Annotated in this window: 14 protein-coding genes and 1 pseudogene; 11 read left to right on the plus strand and 4 right to left on the minus strand. The window is 33.7% G+C overall.

What is annotated here, in order from left to right:
* Positions 1 to 26: 26 nt before the first annotated feature.
* From murQ to BXU10_RS22050, 10 genes and pseudogenes are all read left to right on the plus strand, one after another.
* A complete protein-coding gene (murQ, locus tag BXU10_RS22005; RefSeq protein ID WP_078229623.1) occupies positions 27 to 839 on the plus strand; it encodes an N-acetylmuramic acid 6-phosphate etherase in 813 nt (270 codons plus the stop codon).
* An 88-nt stretch (positions 840 to 927) separates the two neighbouring features.
* Positions 928 to 1,149 (plus strand): DUF6095 family protein, encoded by a 222-nt coding sequence (locus BXU10_RS22010; protein WP_078229624.1) that lies wholly within the window; start codon positions 928 to 930, stop codon positions 1,147 to 1,149.
* Positions 1,150 to 1,206: 57 nt separating this feature from the next.
* A complete protein-coding gene (locus tag BXU10_RS22015) occupies positions 1,207 to 1,779 on the plus strand; it encodes a pentapeptide repeat-containing protein (RefSeq protein ID WP_078229625.1) in 573 nt (190 codons plus the stop codon).
* A 2-nt stretch (positions 1,780 to 1,781) separates the two neighbouring features.
* A pseudogene (locus tag BXU10_RS22020) lies at positions 1,782 to 2,356 on the plus strand (DUF1572 family protein).
* A gap of 142 nt (positions 2,357 to 2,498) precedes the next feature.
* Positions 2,499 to 2,870 carry a DNA topoisomerase IV gene (locus tag BXU10_RS22025; protein ID WP_078229749.1) on the plus strand — a complete coding sequence of 124 codons (372 nt, stop codon included), beginning with the start codon at positions 2,499 to 2,501 and terminating at the stop codon, positions 2,868 to 2,870.
* Positions 2,871 to 2,903: 33 nt separating this feature from the next.
* Positions 2,904 to 3,677 (plus strand): TerC family protein, encoded by a 774-nt coding sequence (locus tag BXU10_RS22030; RefSeq protein WP_078229626.1) that lies wholly within the window; start codon positions 2,904 to 2,906, stop codon positions 3,675 to 3,677.
* 142 nt (positions 3,678 to 3,819) lie between these two features.
* Positions 3,820 to 5,733, plus strand: a complete 1,914-nt coding sequence (locus tag BXU10_RS22035; RefSeq protein WP_078229627.1) for a DUF294 nucleotidyltransferase-like domain-containing protein — start codon at positions 3,820 to 3,822, stop codon at positions 5,731 to 5,733.
* A 2-nt stretch (positions 5,734 to 5,735) separates the two neighbouring features.
* Entirely contained in the window at positions 5,736 to 6,365 is a 630-nt protein-coding gene (locus tag BXU10_RS22040; RefSeq protein ID WP_078229628.1) for a PolC-type DNA polymerase III, read from the plus strand.
* A gap of 162 nt (positions 6,366 to 6,527) precedes the next feature.
* Positions 6,528 to 8,006 (plus strand): hypothetical protein, encoded by a 1,479-nt coding sequence (locus tag BXU10_RS22045; RefSeq protein WP_078229629.1) that lies wholly within the window; start codon positions 6,528 to 6,530, stop codon positions 8,004 to 8,006.
* Positions 8,007 to 8,080: 74 nt separating this feature from the next.
* The gene (locus BXU10_RS22050) at positions 8,081 to 9,892 is read left to right on the plus strand and encodes a cytochrome-c peroxidase (RefSeq protein WP_078229630.1); all 1,812 of its coding nucleotides are present in this window, start codon (positions 8,081 to 8,083) and stop codon (positions 9,890 to 9,892) included.
* Positions 9,893 to 9,934: 42 nt separating this feature from the next.
* Here the strand turns inward: BXU10_RS22050 and BXU10_RS22055 are convergent, their stop codons facing one another.
* From BXU10_RS22055 to ychF, 4 genes are all read right to left on the minus strand, one after another.
* On the minus strand, positions 9,935 to 10,849 hold the full coding sequence (locus tag BXU10_RS22055) for a YihY/virulence factor BrkB family protein (protein ID WP_078229631.1): 915 nt from the start codon (positions 10,847 to 10,849) through the stop codon (positions 9,935 to 9,937).
* 101 nt (positions 10,850 to 10,950) lie between these two features.
* Positions 10,951 to 11,625 (minus strand): hypothetical protein, encoded by a 675-nt coding sequence (locus BXU10_RS22060; protein ID WP_123922081.1) that lies wholly within the window; start codon positions 11,623 to 11,625, stop codon positions 10,951 to 10,953.
* A gap of 7 nt (positions 11,626 to 11,632) precedes the next feature.
* Entirely contained in the window at positions 11,633 to 12,310 is a 678-nt protein-coding gene (locus tag BXU10_RS22065) for a TIGR02117 family protein (protein ID WP_078229633.1), read from the minus strand.
* 403 nt (positions 12,311 to 12,713) lie between these two features.
* Complete coding sequence (gene ychF, locus BXU10_RS22070) at positions 12,714 to 13,808, minus strand: redox-regulated ATPase YchF (protein ID WP_078229634.1); 1,095 nt, start codon at positions 13,806 to 13,808, stop codon at positions 12,714 to 12,716.
* 318 nt (positions 13,809 to 14,126) lie between these two features.
* Between ychF and BXU10_RS22075 the strand changes: the two genes are divergently transcribed.
* Positions 14,127 to 16,931: a TonB-dependent receptor gene (locus tag BXU10_RS22075; RefSeq protein ID WP_078229635.1), complete on the plus strand. Its 2,805-nt coding sequence runs from the start codon at positions 14,127 to 14,129 to the stop codon at positions 16,929 to 16,931.
* The last annotated feature ends 4 nt before the right edge of the window (positions 16,932 to 16,935 follow it).

Raw genomic sequence — 16,935 nt, forward strand, 5'->3', positions numbered from 1 at the left:
TTGGAAGATAACTATTTCAACAAAAAATGACGTTTACAAAAACAACCGAACAATCTTCAAAATACGAACATTTAGAGAAAATGTCAGTTCAGGAACTACTGACCAATATTAACAACGAAGACAAAACTGTACCTTATGCTGTCGAAAAAGCGTTACCGCAAATCGAAGCTTTAGTTGAGCAGACTGTTGCAAATTTAAAATTGGGGGGACGTATTTTTTACATCGGGGCCGGAACATCCGGACGTTTGGGAGTTGTAGATGCCTCTGAGTGTCCGCCTACTTTTGGAGTTCCTTTTGATTTGGTAAACGGTATCATTGCGGGCGGCGACACAGCTATTCGTCGTGCCGTAGAAAATGCCGAAGACAATTCAACACAAGCCTGGATTGACCTGCAGGCACACAACATCAACTCAAATGATATCGTAATTGGAATTGCAGCTTCAGGGACTACTCCTTATGTTATTGGAGGCTTAGAAACCTGTAACGAAAATAATATTGCTACAGGCTGTATTACCTGCAATGCGGGAAGTCCTTTGGCACTTACAGCCAAATTCCCTGTTGAAGTAGTTGTAGGACCGGAATTTGTAACCGGAAGTTCAAGAATGAAAGCAGGAACTGCACAGAAACTTGTCCTGAATATGATTTCGACTGCTTCTATGATTCAGCTTGGAAAAGTAAAAGGAAACAAAATGGTCGATATGCAGCTGAGCAATATCAAACTGGTTGACCGTGGTGTAAAAATGATTATGGGAGAAATTGCGGTTTCGTATGAAGAAGCTTCAGAATTATTGAAAAAATACGGGAGTGTGAGAAATGCTGTTGACAATTATAAAAAGTAAAAAGTTTTCGGTTAAATGTGAGATGCTGCTACTTAACTACAAAGCTTAAACTTGTAACCTGAAACTTTTCAAACCTGAAACAAAAAAAATGGCAACAAATAAAGAATTATTAGGAAAAGGAATTAAATATTTATCAGGTTCATTGCCTTTATTATTTATTGGACCTTCAGTGATTTATAACGCTTTCATGAATCAGCATACTGCCTGGCACTATCTGGTTTTAGGAATTGGAATCGTAGCCTGCCTTAGTGCTATGTTTCTAATTTTTTACGGATTGAAAATTATAATGAAAGGTTTGTTCAATGACTAATACTTAACTGTAAGAGCAAATCATATACAATTCTTTTAATCCCTTCATGCAATCACAATGGAAAGCCTAATTCACATTCAGAAAACATTTGAAAAAGTCATTTATATTGACAAGAAAATAAACAACCGAGAGTTTGAGGATTGTGTTTTTAAAAACTGTGATTTTTCCAACAGTAATTTCGCTTACAATACCTTTTTAGACTGCGAGTTTATCGACTGTAATTTGTCGATGACAAACCTTGCAGGAACGAGTTTAAAGAATGTGACTTTTAAAAACTGTAAGCTCTTAGGAATTGCTTTTAACGAATGTGACGACTTTTTATTTCAGGTTTATTTTGAAGAAACTGCTTTAGATTACGCTATTTTTTCGAATAAGAAAATGCCCAAAACCAAGTTTATCAATTGTTCTGTAAGGGAAGTTACTTTTATAGGAACCAATTTAAACAGTTCGGTTTTTGATAATTGTGATCTGGATGGTGCTATTTTTAATGAAACCCAACTGGCTGCAGTTGATTTTAGAACAGCTTACAATTATAAAATCGATCCCGAATTTAACCCGATGAAAAAAGCACAGTTTTCTACTCAGGGAATCGTGGGACTTTTAGATAAATACGACATTAAAATTGTATAATGATGGAAACGAACGAATCTTATCTGGAAAGCGTTAAAAAGCAGTTTTTGTATTATAAAATGCTGGGCGAAAAAGCTATCGATCAGCTCGAACCTCAACAGCTTTTTATTACTTTAAACGAAGACACCAACAGTATTGCAACTATAATCAAACATATTTCAGGAAATATGCTGTCACGATGGACAGACTTTTTAACTTCTGACGGTGAAAAAGAATGGCGCAATCGGGATGCCGAGTTCGAAAATGATTTGCAGTCAAAAGAAGAAGTGCTGGAAATCTGGAGTAAAGGCTGGAATACCTTTTTTGACGCTTTAAACAATTTGAAACCCGAACAGCTTTCTGATATCATTTTATTCGGAATGAAGGCCATACGGTTATTGAAGCTATTAATCGACAATTGGCGCATTATCCGTATCATATCGGGCAGATTGTTTTTTATGCGAAACAATTGAAAAACAGCTCCTGGAACAGCTTATCGATTCCGAAAAACAAATCCGGGAATTACAATGCCGAAAAGTTTGCCAAAGAAAAAGAAATAAAGAACTTTACCGATGATGAATTAAACAGACTGAAATAATTCTTCTCTCTTTTAAAATTCTACCTGATAAAAACGACTGCCCTAGCCCTGATTGCAACGAAAATCCTTTTTGTTTTTCTTTAAAAATAAAAAGATTGCAGTGGAAAGCAGGAATCAGCTCCTAAAAAAACAACTTATTAAAATGAAAAAAATTATATTCTTATTCCCAATACTTGCTTTGGTATCGTGTTATAATGCAGAACACAACTGCAAAGATTTCAAAAACGGTAAATTTAAATTTGAATTTGAAGTAAACGGCGTAAAAAAAACAACGATTTTTGAACGCAAAGACAGTATTGAAATTGAAACTTTTCAGGGCAAAACAGACACTTCAACCATACGCTGGGTAAGTGACTGCGAATATGTTTTGCAGAAAAAACATCCGAAAAACATGGCAGAAGAAAAAGCAATCAGCATGAAAATATTAACGACTTCGAAAGATTCGTATACTTTTGAATTTGGAATGGTTGGTTCTGAGGAAAAACAGCACGGAAAAGTTTTTAAAATCGAATAAAAAATAGTAATTTGAATGTAAATTAAAATTTACATGGAAGTATTTTTAAACCCTGATGCTTTAATTGCATTACTAACCCTGACATTTCTGGAAATTGTTCTGGGAATTGACAACATCATTTTTATTTCGATCGTTACAGGAAAACTACCTGAGCAGGACCGGAAAAAAGCAACCCGGATTGGTTTGTTTCTGGCTATGTTTATGCGAATTGTGTTGCTATTGGGAATCTCGTATTTGATTGCTATGAAAGCTACAGTATTCAGTATTCACTGGGGCTGGTTTGAAGCTGATTTTACCAGACAGGCAATTATCTTATTTTTAGGAGGATTGTTCCTGATATATAAAAGTACCAAAGAAATCAGTGAAAAAGTAGACCATAAAGGAGAAGAAAAACAGAACATCCAATCTGCTGCAAAGAAATCTTTTTCGAATGTTATTGTACAAATTCTGTTAATCGATTTAATTTTCTCTGTTGACTCTATTTTAACCGCTGTTGGTATGACGAATGGCGTTGAAGGTGCACTGACTATCATGATTACAGCAGTTATTATTTCTGTTGTCGTTATGATGCTTTTTGCCGTTCCGGTTGGAAATTTCGTTAATAAAAACCCTTCGATCCAAATATTGGGACTTTCATTCCTAATCCTGATTGGGTTTATGCTGATTACTGAAAGCATGCATTTATCTAATGCCGAGCTGATTGGCGAACACATTGGAGCTATTCCGAAAGGCTATTTGTATTTTGCCATTACATTTTCTCTGGCTGTCGAATTTATCAATATGCGAATACGAAAGAAAAAATTATAGCTTAAATTTTAAAGTTCCCTTGAGGAACTTTTTTGTTTCACAAATAAACCTGATTTTTCAAAAAATATAGTTTGAATAGATATTGAAATTTGTTTCTTTTACAATACTGTTTTCTAATTCTAAATTCAGAACGTAATCCAACATGAAAAATACCATTTCGCATAGAGTTGCTGATTTTTTAAAGAGCTTCCCTCCTTTTAATCTTTTGAATCAAAAAGATCTTGAAAAATTATCTGAACAGATTTCAATCATATATAAAGAAAAGGATTCAGTGATTTTTTCTGAAAACGAAAAGACCCATGATTCCTTTTATGTAGTCCACAAAGGAGCTGTTGCCCTTAAAAAGAATCAAAAAACCCTGGACATGTGTGATGAAGGTGATATTTTTGGATTAAGACCGCTTCTTGCGCAGGAAAATTATGTTATGGAGGCCAGTACTTATGAAGAAAGCATTTTATACGCGATTCCAATTGCAGTTTTTAAGCCGTATGCATTAGAAAATAAAGCCATTGGGAATTTCCTGATCGAAAGTTATGCTTCGAATACTAAAAATCCTTATTCAGAAGTCCATAAAAACAATTTATACGGTGAAATGATTGCTCAGCATGAACAGAATACCGACAAAGAAATATTTGACTTACAGCCGATAAAATTTTCAAAAAAGATTGTTACTTGCGGTCCATCAACAACTGCAAAAGAAATTGCTAAAATACTGACCAAGAAAAAAGTCGGAGCGATATTAATTGTAGACGAGATGCTCCCAATCGGAATTATTACGGATAAAGATTTGCGTAACAAAATCGTTTCCGGCGACTACCCTATTACGACAACAGCCGAAACAATTATGACATCTCCTGTCATTACGTATTCCAAAAAAATGACGGTTACCGAGGCTCAAATGGCGATGATTAAAAGTAATATAAGCTATTTGTGCCTAACCAAAGACGGAACTGTTAATACAAAAGCGGTTGGTATTTTGTCTAAACACGACCTTATGGTCTCGCTGGGAAATAATCCGGCAGTTTTGATCAAAGCTTTAAAAAGGACGACAAAAGTTAAGGAGATTAAACCTATAAGAGCCCGAATCATGCAATTGCTTCAGGGATATCTTGACCAAAATATCCCGATGACACTGATTACAAAAATCATAACCGAATTAAATGATGCCTGTGTAACCCGTGTTATTGATATTTCGCTGGAAAAAATGAATACACCGCCTCCTGTAAAATTTACCTGGCTAGCATTGGGCAGTCAGGGTCGTGATGAGCAGATGCTGCATACCGATCAGGATAATGCGATTGTATATGAAAACGTTTCCGAAGTTTTTAAGGATGAAACCAAAGCCTATTTTCTAAAATTAGCAACCTACATCAACAAAGGACTTTTTACTATTGGTTACGAATATTGCCCTGCCGAAATGATGGCCTCTAATCCAAAATGGTGCATGAGTCTGAACGAATGGAAGGATCAGGTAGCATACTGGATTAAAAATCCGGGTAAAAATGAAGTTCTGTTATCTTTTATCTTTTTTGATTACAGTGTAAAATACGGAAACCGTGAAATTGTAGACCAGTTATCAGATTCGATATTTGAGAATGTAAAGGCGAATCCTATTTTTTATGTTCATTTGGTGAGCGGCGCTTTGCAGAGTCCTTCCCCAACCGGATTTTTCAGGCAATTTTTAGTTGAACAGGATGGCGCCAATAAAGATCAGTTCGATATTAAAAGAAGAGCCTTAATGCCTCTGACAGATGCTGCAAGGGTTTTAATTTTATCGCATTCGGTAAAATCCATCAGCAACACAGCGGAACGTTTTGAAAAACTGGCAGAACTTGAACCTCAAAATCGTGAACTTTATTTATCGTGTTCGTATTCGTTTAAAGCCTTATTGAAATTCAGAACCAAACAAGGGCTTTTACATCATGATTCAGGGCAGTTTATTGCTTTGGAATCCCTTTCGAAAATGGAGAAAATAAAACTGAAAAGAACTTTTAAAACCATCAAAGAACTTCAGGAATTAATTTCGGTACGTTTTAATGTTTCTAATATTGTATAAGAATGAGTCTATTTAATTTTTGGCAGAAGGAAGAAGAAAATTTTTTCGATGAAAACGTAACTATTGAAGAAACACGTTTTGTCGTTCTCGATACTGAAACAACTGGTTTTGATTTTACAAACGACCGCATTTTATGTATTGGAGCACTCGTATTGCAAAATGGCACTATTTCAGTTCAGGACAGTTTTGAAGTTTATATAGAACAGGATCATTATGATGAGTCGACTGCCCAGATTCATGGTATCCTGAAAGATTTTATTGTAAAACGCCCTTCTGAGGCTGAAGCATTAGAACAATTTCTACACTATTTAGGAAGTGCAATTATTATTGCACATCATGCTTATTTTGATATAACTATGATCAATAAAGCTTTGGAAAGAAATGGTCTTCCTGAATTAAAAAACAAATCCCTTGATACAGGGATTTTGTATAAAAAAACCTTAATAAAATCACATTTATTTGAGCGAAAAGATCATTACACATTAGATGATTTGGCTGATAAATTTGATATTTCAAAAAAAGACCGTCATACTGCACTGGGCGACGCTTATATTACAGCCATCGCTTTTTTAAAAATTATAAAAAAACTGAGAGAGAAAAAAGAGGTTTCTCTAAATCAGCTTTTTAAATAATTAAGATATTTTTATGAAACTTAAATTTACATTTATTTGTACATTTTAACTATTTCATAATACATCTCTTATCATTTATTAGCAATAAGAAAAATTTAACATAACATACATTTTGTTTTTCGGAGATAGCTTTGCTTCAATCAAAAAAACAAAAAAACAGTTATGAAATTTAAATTTTTAAGATCCATTGCATTACTTGGAATTACAGGGTTTGCTGTAATTAGTTGTCAGAATGATGATAATGACAGCAATAAAATAAATGAAGAAATTGATTTTACTACTAAATCAAATATTCCCGCTTTTGTATTTGCCCAGCCAGGCTTCGAAAATTTAGAAATTTCAACTTTAATCTCAACAACAGACGCATTACCGGAGAGTCCTTCATTTATTTATGCTGGGCAGCCCGATGGAGCCGGTTTTATGAAAGATCCGAGCGGTGATGGTTTTATAATGATTACTAACCATGAAATCATACAATCGGTATCAAGAGTTTATTTTGACAAAACTTTAAAACCTGTAAAAGGAGATTATATCGTTGATGCTGTTGGAGGACAAACGAGACTTTGTTCTGCAACTTTGGCTACACCTGAAATTCATGGTTTTGGCCCTATATTTTTAACCGCAGGAGAAAGCGGACAGGAAAGTATGGTTCACGGTATCAACCCACTTGCACCAGCAACAGATAAAAACAGAAAAGACAGGGTTTTACCTGCCTTAGGAAAAGCAAGTATGGAAAACGCTGTTCCGCTAACCAAAAAAGCATATCCAGGTAAAACTGTCATTATAATGGGAGAAGATCAATCTTACGCTACTTCTCATGCAAGTGCCGGTCAGGTAATTATGTATGTTTCTACTGTAGGAGATTTAAATAACGGAAAATTATACGCCTTAAAAAGAAATGATAACATTCAGGTAGAAACTACTATGACTATCGGAAATTCTTTCGATGTATCATTTGTTGAAATTCCGAATGCCAAAAACATTACAGGAGCTGAAATTAATACAACGGTAAATAATTTAAAAGCAATACGTTTCTCAAGAGTTGAAGACATTGATTACAGAAAAGGATCAGCAAAAAACAACAGAGAAGTTTATTTTACCGCTACGGGACAATCTTCAAATGGCACTGATCCTGTAGAAGGTTACACAATGTGGGGAAGAGTATATAAATTAGTATTGGATGCAAAAGATCCATTAAAAGGAAAACTTGAATTAGTTGTTGAAGGAGATTCTACACCTGGAACTGGTGTTATCAATCCTGATAACCTTTGTGTAACAGAAAACTACGTTTATATTCAGGAAGATGGGGACAGTTATTATGGTAATGCAAAACATGATTCCTATATCTGGCAATATAATATTGCTAAAAAAACCAATAAACCTTGGTTAAACATGAACCACAAAAGAAATGATACTTACTGGAATAGCACATACAATCAATCTGGTGAAATGAGATTTGGAAGCTGGGAATATGGTGCAATGGAAGATATATCTGATGTTATTGGTATCCCGGATACTTTCACGTTAAATATTCATCCTCATACATGGCAAAATGATGCATTCAAAAATGCAGATGGTTCAGGAGTGAGCACAAATAAAGAAGGAGGCCAAACTGTAATTATTCGTAACGTACAAAGATAATTTTACCACAATTACAACAAAAACAATCCAGTTTTCTACTGGGTTGTTTTTGCTATTTATTAAAGTATCCTACAATGAAAATTGATTTTATCAAAAACATATTTTTTCCTATTCTTTTCTCTTTTCTGACTTTTTTTACAAGCTGTACAAAAGAAAAAACTGAAACTTCTGTTAAACAGGATCTTTTGATTGACCTGGAAAAACTTGAAAACAAAATAGTGCTTTTCAAAAAGCTTGCTGAAAACGAAAAAGATTCCAAAAAAATTCAGGATTGTTTTAAAGAAACCAGAACTTTATATAAAAAAACAGAATGGGCAGTTGAATATTTTGTGCCCGAAACAGCAAGATTTATTAATGGTCCTGCTTTAGATGAGCTTGAAGTTGAAGAGAATAAATTTTTGCCTCCAAATGGCTTTCAGGTCATCGAAGAACTGATTTTTCCTAAATACGACATCACTAATAAAACAAATCTGATTCGTGAAATAGCAATAATGCGTGCAAATATTGTACAAGTAAAACAACATTTAGACGCTATAAGTATTGGAGAAAAACATGTTATCGATGCCGCCCGATTTGAGGTTTACCGAATTTTAACATTAGGAATCACCGGTTTTGATTCTCCTGTAGCACAGGAATCAATAAATGAAGTTGCTCCTGTTCTTGTCTCAATTCAAACAATCGTTTTAAAAACCTGCAAAAATAACTCTAAGGAATCCTCAGATTTAAAGTCACAATTAAAAAAGACAATTGCAAACAGCATTTCATATTGTTCCAAAAACAAAGTCTTTAATACTTTTGACAGAGCAACATTCATTAAAGATTATCTGAATGTAATTTCGAAAACAATTTTTGAATTGCAAAAGCAAAACCACATTACAAATATCAATAAAAACAGTGCAGTCAACCCAAATGCTGCTACTCTTTTTGAAAAAAATGCTTTCAATGTTAATGCTTTTATTCCCTCTACAGAATATGCTTATTCTGTAGACAAGGTTGCTTTAGGCAATCAATTATTTTTCGATACATCAATCTCAAAAGATCAAAAAAGAAGCTGTGCAACTTGCCATGTTCCTGAAAAAGCATTTACAGACGGACGAAAAACAAATCTTTCCTTAGATGGTTTCGATTTGCCGAGAAATACTCCTACCCTTACTTATGCGGGTTTACAAAATGCATTATTTTGGGATTTAAGACAAATTGATTTAGAAAAACAAAGCGTTGATGTTGTACAAAATGAACAGGAAATGCATGGTTCATTCAGCCAAATTATTCCTTTTATCAATAATGACAAAAAATACAAAGCCTTAGTTAAAAAAGCTTATCCTGAAACTGATAAAATCGAAGAATGGCAATTACAAAATGCAATTGCCTCTTACATTCGCTCTTTGAATGATTTTGATTCCAAATTTGATTTATACATGCGAGGTGAATCAAATGATTTTAGTGAGGAAGAAAAACTCGGATTTAATCTTTTTGCAGGAAAAGCAAAATGCGCTACCTGTCATTTTATTCCTTTATTTAACGGAACTGTACCTCCTAATTACAGTAAAACTGAACAGGAAGTAATTGGAACTCCAAAAGATAAAACCGCAAAAGAAATAAGTCCGGATTTAGGAAAGTACAATCAGTTTAAAATGGATCAGCTTAAAAATGCCTTTAAGACACCTTCTATCCGAAACGTTGCCAAAACATCTCCTTATATGCATAATGGTGTATTTACAACATTAGAAGAAGTTGTAGATTTTTATAATAAGGGAGGCGGAAAAGGTTTAGGTTACGCAGTAGAGAACCAAACCTTACCTTTTGACCAGCTTAAACTAACCAAAAAAGAAGAATCTGCTTTGGTAGCGTTTATGAAAACCCTGACTGACAAAAGATACCAATAACTTACAATGAATATACTGGGTGTTAAAAATGCACCCAGTTTTTTATTTACGAATTTCAAAAATCTCCTTCTTAATTTCGACAGAATAATCATTTGGAGAAATATTACCTCCAAAAGTTTTTGCATAGATTTTTGTAAACTCAGCTCCAAAATATAAAATGATAGCCGAATAATAAACCCATACCAAAATTATAATAACAGAACCTGCAGCGCCGTACACATTAGCAATAGTAGAGCTTCCCAAATAAAAACCTATAGCGAACTTACCAATCATAAACAGCACTGATGTAAAACCGGCTCCAATAAAAGCATCTTTCCATTTTATATTTCCATCAGGCAGTGTTCTGAAAATAATAGCAAAAAGAAGCGCAATACTTCCTAAAACGATTAAGATGTTAGTCACATAAAACAGATATACAGTACTTTCCGGGAAGTAAATTTTCAATCTTGCATTCAAAACATCTAAAGTAGCATTGAGTATTAAACTAACCAGCATCAAAAAACCTACTGAAACTATCATCGAAAAAGACATTAGTCTGTTTTGTACAAATTTTTTAAAACCTTTATTGGGTTTTACACGCAATCCCCAGATATAATTAATGGAACTCTGAATTTCAGCAAAAACTCCGGATGCTCCTATAAGCAGCATAATAACACCAAAAATCGTCACAAAAACATTACTGTCTGAAAGCTGTACATTCTTTATGGCTTCCTGAATTTGTTTGGCAGCTTCGTTTCCTACCAGCTCATTTATCTGACCATACAGCTGACCTGTTACTGCTTCTTCTCCAAAAAAGAAACCACAAATGGTTATAATAATGATTAATAATGGTGGTAATGCAAAGATGGTGTAATATGATAATGCAGCACTTAATTTTATTGCATCATCATCCAAAAAAGCAAAAAAAGTCTTTTTTAGTAAATACCATGATTTTGAGAAAATATTCTGCTTTTCCATTTTTGCTAATTTTTTTTTGATATTATCTCAAATTTAAGCAATATTAGAAATTTTTTAATTCCTGATTTTTAATCGATTTTTACATTTTTACCATGTGAACCTTATTTTGAAATCTTTTTATATTCCTGATCAAAACCCAACTTTTTAATTTTTAAAATCTTTTTGAATTCGCTTCTTGTTGGTTTAATCAGATAAGAAGTATAGTCCTGCATTTTACCTTTTATTTTAGTAACAGAATCAAGTTTTTTAAGATCTTCTCTTTCACAAAGGTTCTTAAATTTTAATGTGTTTTTTTCAATTGAAAGAAACTGAATATTCCAAAACATAGAATCTTTTCTACTTAATATCAATTGTCTATCAATTCGTTTTGCTTTTTGATAAAGGGAAAACCGAAACAAAGTATCAATATGTTTTTGAATTAATTCTACTGAATCACCTTTTGAAAACATATCAAATTTATCTTTCGTTTCCTTTGTTACAATTTTTCCATCAACGATATCATATTCCGACTTTGTTGAGTCTAATGTGAGCTTATGAACTTTGAATTTATAAAAGTACTCTTTTAAGATTCTGCTTTCTTCAATTCTAATAAAAGTCGAATCATTATTCATATACAATCCTCTAAATTTATTTGGAAAACGATCTAATTCAGAATCTTTATCTGGTTGAGGATTTTCAAAATATAAATTCACACAATCAGCACAAGCATAGGCATCTGCTTTTTTACAAGAAATTATTGATACTATTACTGCTATAATTAAAATTGACTTTTTCATAGGAAAATCATTTATAGTGGCAAAAAATCCCTTTATCATAAACTGTCCACAGACTTGCTTTTTGATTTGCGGATTTTAATGCGTTATTTGCCCAGGTATTGCAGGTATAAAAAAGGCTATAGCTTCCTTTTGCTTCGTAAAAAGCATCTTTCTTTCCGTAGCTGTGACCTTGAATCCATTGAGGATGAAGAGAATCACTGAAGCTATCTGAAATATAAGTTACCAGATTTTGATAATTTTCTTTTGAAATCAGGATTCGTTTGCAGTCATCGCTTTCTTTTAATTGTTTAAAAAATGTGGTATGCATTGCAGACGAACTTACACCAAATGCGGCTTTTAATGCTGTACTTGCTTTTAAATCTGACCATTCGGGCGTATCAAGATAAAAACCTTTGTCACCCCAGCCGAAAGCGATATAATTCATCAAAGAATCCTTTGATTTCGTCTGACCGAACTGGATTTCGTTTCGCCAGTCTTTAATTTCGTTTTTAACGGGAACCACAATATCTGTGTGAACACCGTTGGAAAGAATATAAATCGGAACAGCATTTTGTTCTTCTGCCTGAGCGATATCAGAATTCACAGTGATTTTTGAAATTAGAAGAACTGATGAAATGTACAACGCAAGGAAAGCGAAAATTCCGAAAAGTGTCCAGCCGAGAAATTTGAAAGTTTTTTTTAGCATTTTTGATTGGTTTTAGATTTAGTTATTGGTTGATTTTTCTGTAACCAATTTTTGAGCCAAATTTTTTTTAGTTTTCAAATTTTGTTTTCATTTCTTTCTTTTAAAATAAAAAGCCCTCTATTTGCTGACTACCCCAGATTGCAATGGAAAGCATTTTTTTTGAATTTATATTTTTTGCGGTGATAAAAAAGCGACTGGAAGAAGCTCTTTTTATTGCCTGGCAAAAAAATAAATTTGGAAAAAATCTTGAAATGGAAAGCTGGAAATAGGTGCTTATTATTTATTTCCTCGCAGATTTTGCAGATTAAAACTGATTTCTCTTTTCACGAATTAAAACATAAAAAAACCGCTGAATTTCTCCAGCAGTCAAATCTTCTTCTTCTTGATTCTTTTATCTAAAAGATTAAACGTTAAAACGGAAATGCATTACATCTCCATCTTTTACTACATATTCTTTTCCTTCTACTTTGAACTTTCCTGCTTCTTTAGCTTTTGCCTCAGAACCGTACTGAACGTAATCGTCATAAGAAATAACTTCCGCACGAATAAAACCTTTTTCAAAATCAGTGTGGATAACTCCTGCTGCCTGTGGTGCTGTTGCTCCAATATTGATGGTCCAGGCACGAACTTCTTTTACACCTGCTGTAAAGTAAGTTTGTTGTTTTAATAACTTGTAAGCAGCACGAATTAAAACGGATGCTCCCGGTTCTGTTAATCCCATATCTTCAAGGAAAACCTGACGCTCTTCATAGCTTTCTAATTCAGTGATATCAGCCTCTGCTCCTACTGAAAGGATAATAACCTCAGCGTCTTCATCTTTTACTAACTCACGAACCTGATCTACATATTTATTTCCGTTTACAGCTGAATTTTCGTCAACATTACAAACATATAAAACCGGTTTTGCTGTAATTAACTGAAAACCTTCCATTAGAACTTCTTCATCATTTGACTGAGGAATAATTGTTCTCGCCGATTTTGCCTGCAATAAAGCTTCTCTAATTCTGTTCAATAAGGCTTCTTCAGTCTGCGCTTCTTTGTTTCCGGTTTTTGCAGCACGTTTTACTTTTTCTAAACGTTTTTCTATTGTTTCTAAATCTTTTAACTGCAACTCGATATCGATTGTTTCTTTGTCACGAATTGGGTTTACGTTTCCGTCAACGTGTACAATATTATCATTGTCAAAACAACGTAAAACGTGAATAATAGCATTACACTCTCTGATGTTTCCTAAAAACTGGTTTCCAAGACCTTCCCCTTTACTTGCCCCTTTTACCAAACCTGCAATATCAACGATATCAACTGTTGCCATTTGTACACGTTCTGGTTTTACCAATTCCTCTAATTTGTTGATTCTTGGATCCGGAACATTTACAACACCAATATTAGGTTCAATTGTACAAAACGGAAAGTTGGCACTCTGCGCTTTTGCATTAGATAAACAATTAAATAATGTTGATTTTCCAACATTTGGTAATCCTACAATTCCTGCTTTCATATGTAGATAATATTTGTTTTACTTAATTTAGCTTTGTCAGACACTGTAATTACTAGGCTATTGTTCAAACATATAGCCTCTAATTTGAACGTTTTTTCTTCTTTTTATTTTTTTGCTAAAATGATAGATTTTAGCCCTAAAATTTTGCAAATATAAGATTTAATACCTCTTAAATAAACAAAAAATGACGATATATGTTTTTTTAGTACTTTTCTTAAAAAAAATAAAACTTTTTTATAAACTTTTGTTAAATAACACTATTTTTATGGTAATTTTTAACAAAAACAACAAATAATTTTTAACCAAATCACATTAAACATGAAAAAAACTGCAATTTTATTATTTCTATTTAACACCGTCATTATTTTTGCACAACAGCAAATTTCGGGTGTAGTAAAAGATAATACCGGTACACCTCTCCCTGGTGTTAACATTGTCGAAAAGGGTACAAATAACGGTGTTAGTACCGATATTGATGGATCATATAAAATTACAGTTAAGGAAGGTGCTTCATTAATTTTTACCTACATGGGTTATAATAGTGTAACAAAGCTGGCAAACTCTCCAAAAATTGATGTTTCTTTATCTGAGGAAGGAGGGCAAAATTTAGACGAAGTAGTTGTTACAGGCTCCAGAACAGCAGCCAGAAGTAACACAACCAGTGCATTACCTATTGATGTATTATCTTCCAAAGACTTAACATCTACGGGGCAAGCAACATTTGACAAAGCACTGCAATACAAAATTCCCTCTTTTAATACCGTACAAACTCCTGTAAATGATGCTACATCATTACTGGATCCGTATGAAATTAGAAACTTGGGACCAAGCAGAACTTTAATCCTTATTAATGGTAAACGTAAAAACTTAAGCTCATTGCTTTATGTCCAGACTTCTCCGGGACGTGGAGAAACGGGTGCAGATATTTCTGCGATTCCAACAGATGCTATCGAAAGAGTTGAGATTCTTCGTGATGGAGCTTCTGCCCAATACGGTTCTGATGCAATTGCGGGAGTTATGAACATCATTTTAAAGAAAAACAACTCAAACGGATCTGTAACAGTAAGAAGTGGAATTACTTCTGAAGGAGATGGAGAAATGTTGGGTGTAAGTTTAAATAGCGGTACAACCGTTGGAGAAAAAGGCTTTTTAAATTATACTATCGATTTCTCTAAAGTAAATTTGGCAAACAGACCTGGCACTGTTGATGCAGAAGGTGAAGCCGGAGATTTTGGTGCTGATATTGCAGATGTTCAGGAATTTCTTTCCAGACATCCTGATGCAGGAAACATTAATGGTTCTCCGGAAACTGCTGCAGCGAAGTTTTTAATTAATGGTGGAAATGAAATTAGTGATAATACTAGCTTATACTATAACGCAGCTTATGTGTATAAAAAAGTAAACTCATTTGCCAATTTCAGAACTCCATATTGGAGACCTTTATCCGGTGATCCTTATCTAAATGATTTATTTGGAAACGGCGATCCGGCAAATCCGTCTTATGATGGATATGGACCAACTTTCGAAGGAAATTTATCTGATTATAATGGAACTTTAGGTTTCAAAAACGTAAAAAATGGATGGAATACTGATGCTAGTGTGACTGTAGGCGGTAATAAACAAACTTATGCTGTAAACAATTCTGTAAACAGATCTAGTATTCCTGATGCAGATGGCAACGAAACTTATAGAGAAAACAGCCCTATTTCTTTTAAACCAGGTGGAACTTCTTTTAATCATGTGGTAGGAAATATAGATATTTCTAAAATCATATCGGATAAAATCAGTATCGGATTTGGATCTGAGTTTAGATCAGAGACTTTTGAAGTTCTCGAAGGAGACCAAGCTTCCTGGGACGGTGCTGGTGCCGACTCTTTTGCAGGAAACAGACCTGAAAATTCAGGAAAATGGAACCGTTATAACTTAGGGGTTTATTTTGATGTTGCTTTTGATATCACAAAAGACTTTTTAATAAACGGAACAGTTCGCCACGAAGAATATAGTGATTTTGGTGGAGCAACTGTTTGGAAAGCAAGTACAAGATATAAGTTTCTTGATGATAAAATTACGTTTAGAGGATCTGTTTCTACAGGTTTCAGAGCACCAACTTTACACCAGATTTACACTCAAAAATCGCAGTATTCTTTTGTTCCTGGAGAAGGAATTCAAGTAAGTGGAATCGTTAATAATGTTTCGCCAGAAGCTCGTAAACTAGGCGTTTCTCAATTGCAACCAGAAAAATCAACCAGCATAACCGTTGGACTTGGAGCAAAACCTTTCAAAAATTTTAATTTAACAGTTGATTACTACAATATAAAAATAGAAGACAGAGTAACATTAGGGGACAGACAATTTGAAACCGGTATTGGTAGTCTTGCCTATTTTTCTAATGCTTTTGATTCTAGAACAACAGGGCTTGATGTTGTTACAGGTTATAGCAATATTGGTTTAGGAGAAGGTAAATTAGGATTTAATTTATCAGGAAATATTACTTTTGAAAACGAAAGAATTTCTGGCATGAAAAACAACAGTTCTTTCAGTGATATTTTAAATTCATTGACCTTTACATCAAGACCTAAAACAAAATGGATTTTAGGAGCAAATTATGAAATTGGTAAGTTTGGTTTTTCTCTTAATAATACTTATTTAGGAAAAGCTACTTTCAATCAAGACGGTTTACTAACTAATGAAGTACTATATCAAGATTTGTCTGACACAGATCCAAATAGTATTACCAATCCAGCTAGTCCTAATTTCGGTAATACTGCTATTGCTAAAAACTTCGTAAGAGATGCTAATGGCGAAACAGTTAGAAATGAAGACAAACCAAATCTTAAAACCGAATTTCTTGCTAAAATCGTTACTGATTTAGGCGTTAATTTTACTGCTTCAGAAAAACTAACTATTGCATTAAATGTAAATAACTTATTTAATATTTTACCAGAATGGAAATTTGTAGCCGAAAACGAAGCAGGAGCAGCAATATTAGCAGATCCTGCAGCTGTTAAAGGGCAATCTAACTTAATTACTTTTAATCAACGTTATTCCAGAATGACCTATGATGGTTCACATTTTAGCCAATTAGGAACTATGTTTAATTTATCTGTAAACTATAAATTCTAATCAA

The sequence above is a fragment of the Flavobacterium sp. LM4 genome, assembly GCF_002017935.1.
In the GTDB taxonomy this organism is placed as follows: Bacteria; Bacteroidota; Bacteroidia; order Flavobacteriales; family Flavobacteriaceae; genus Flavobacterium; species Flavobacterium chungangense.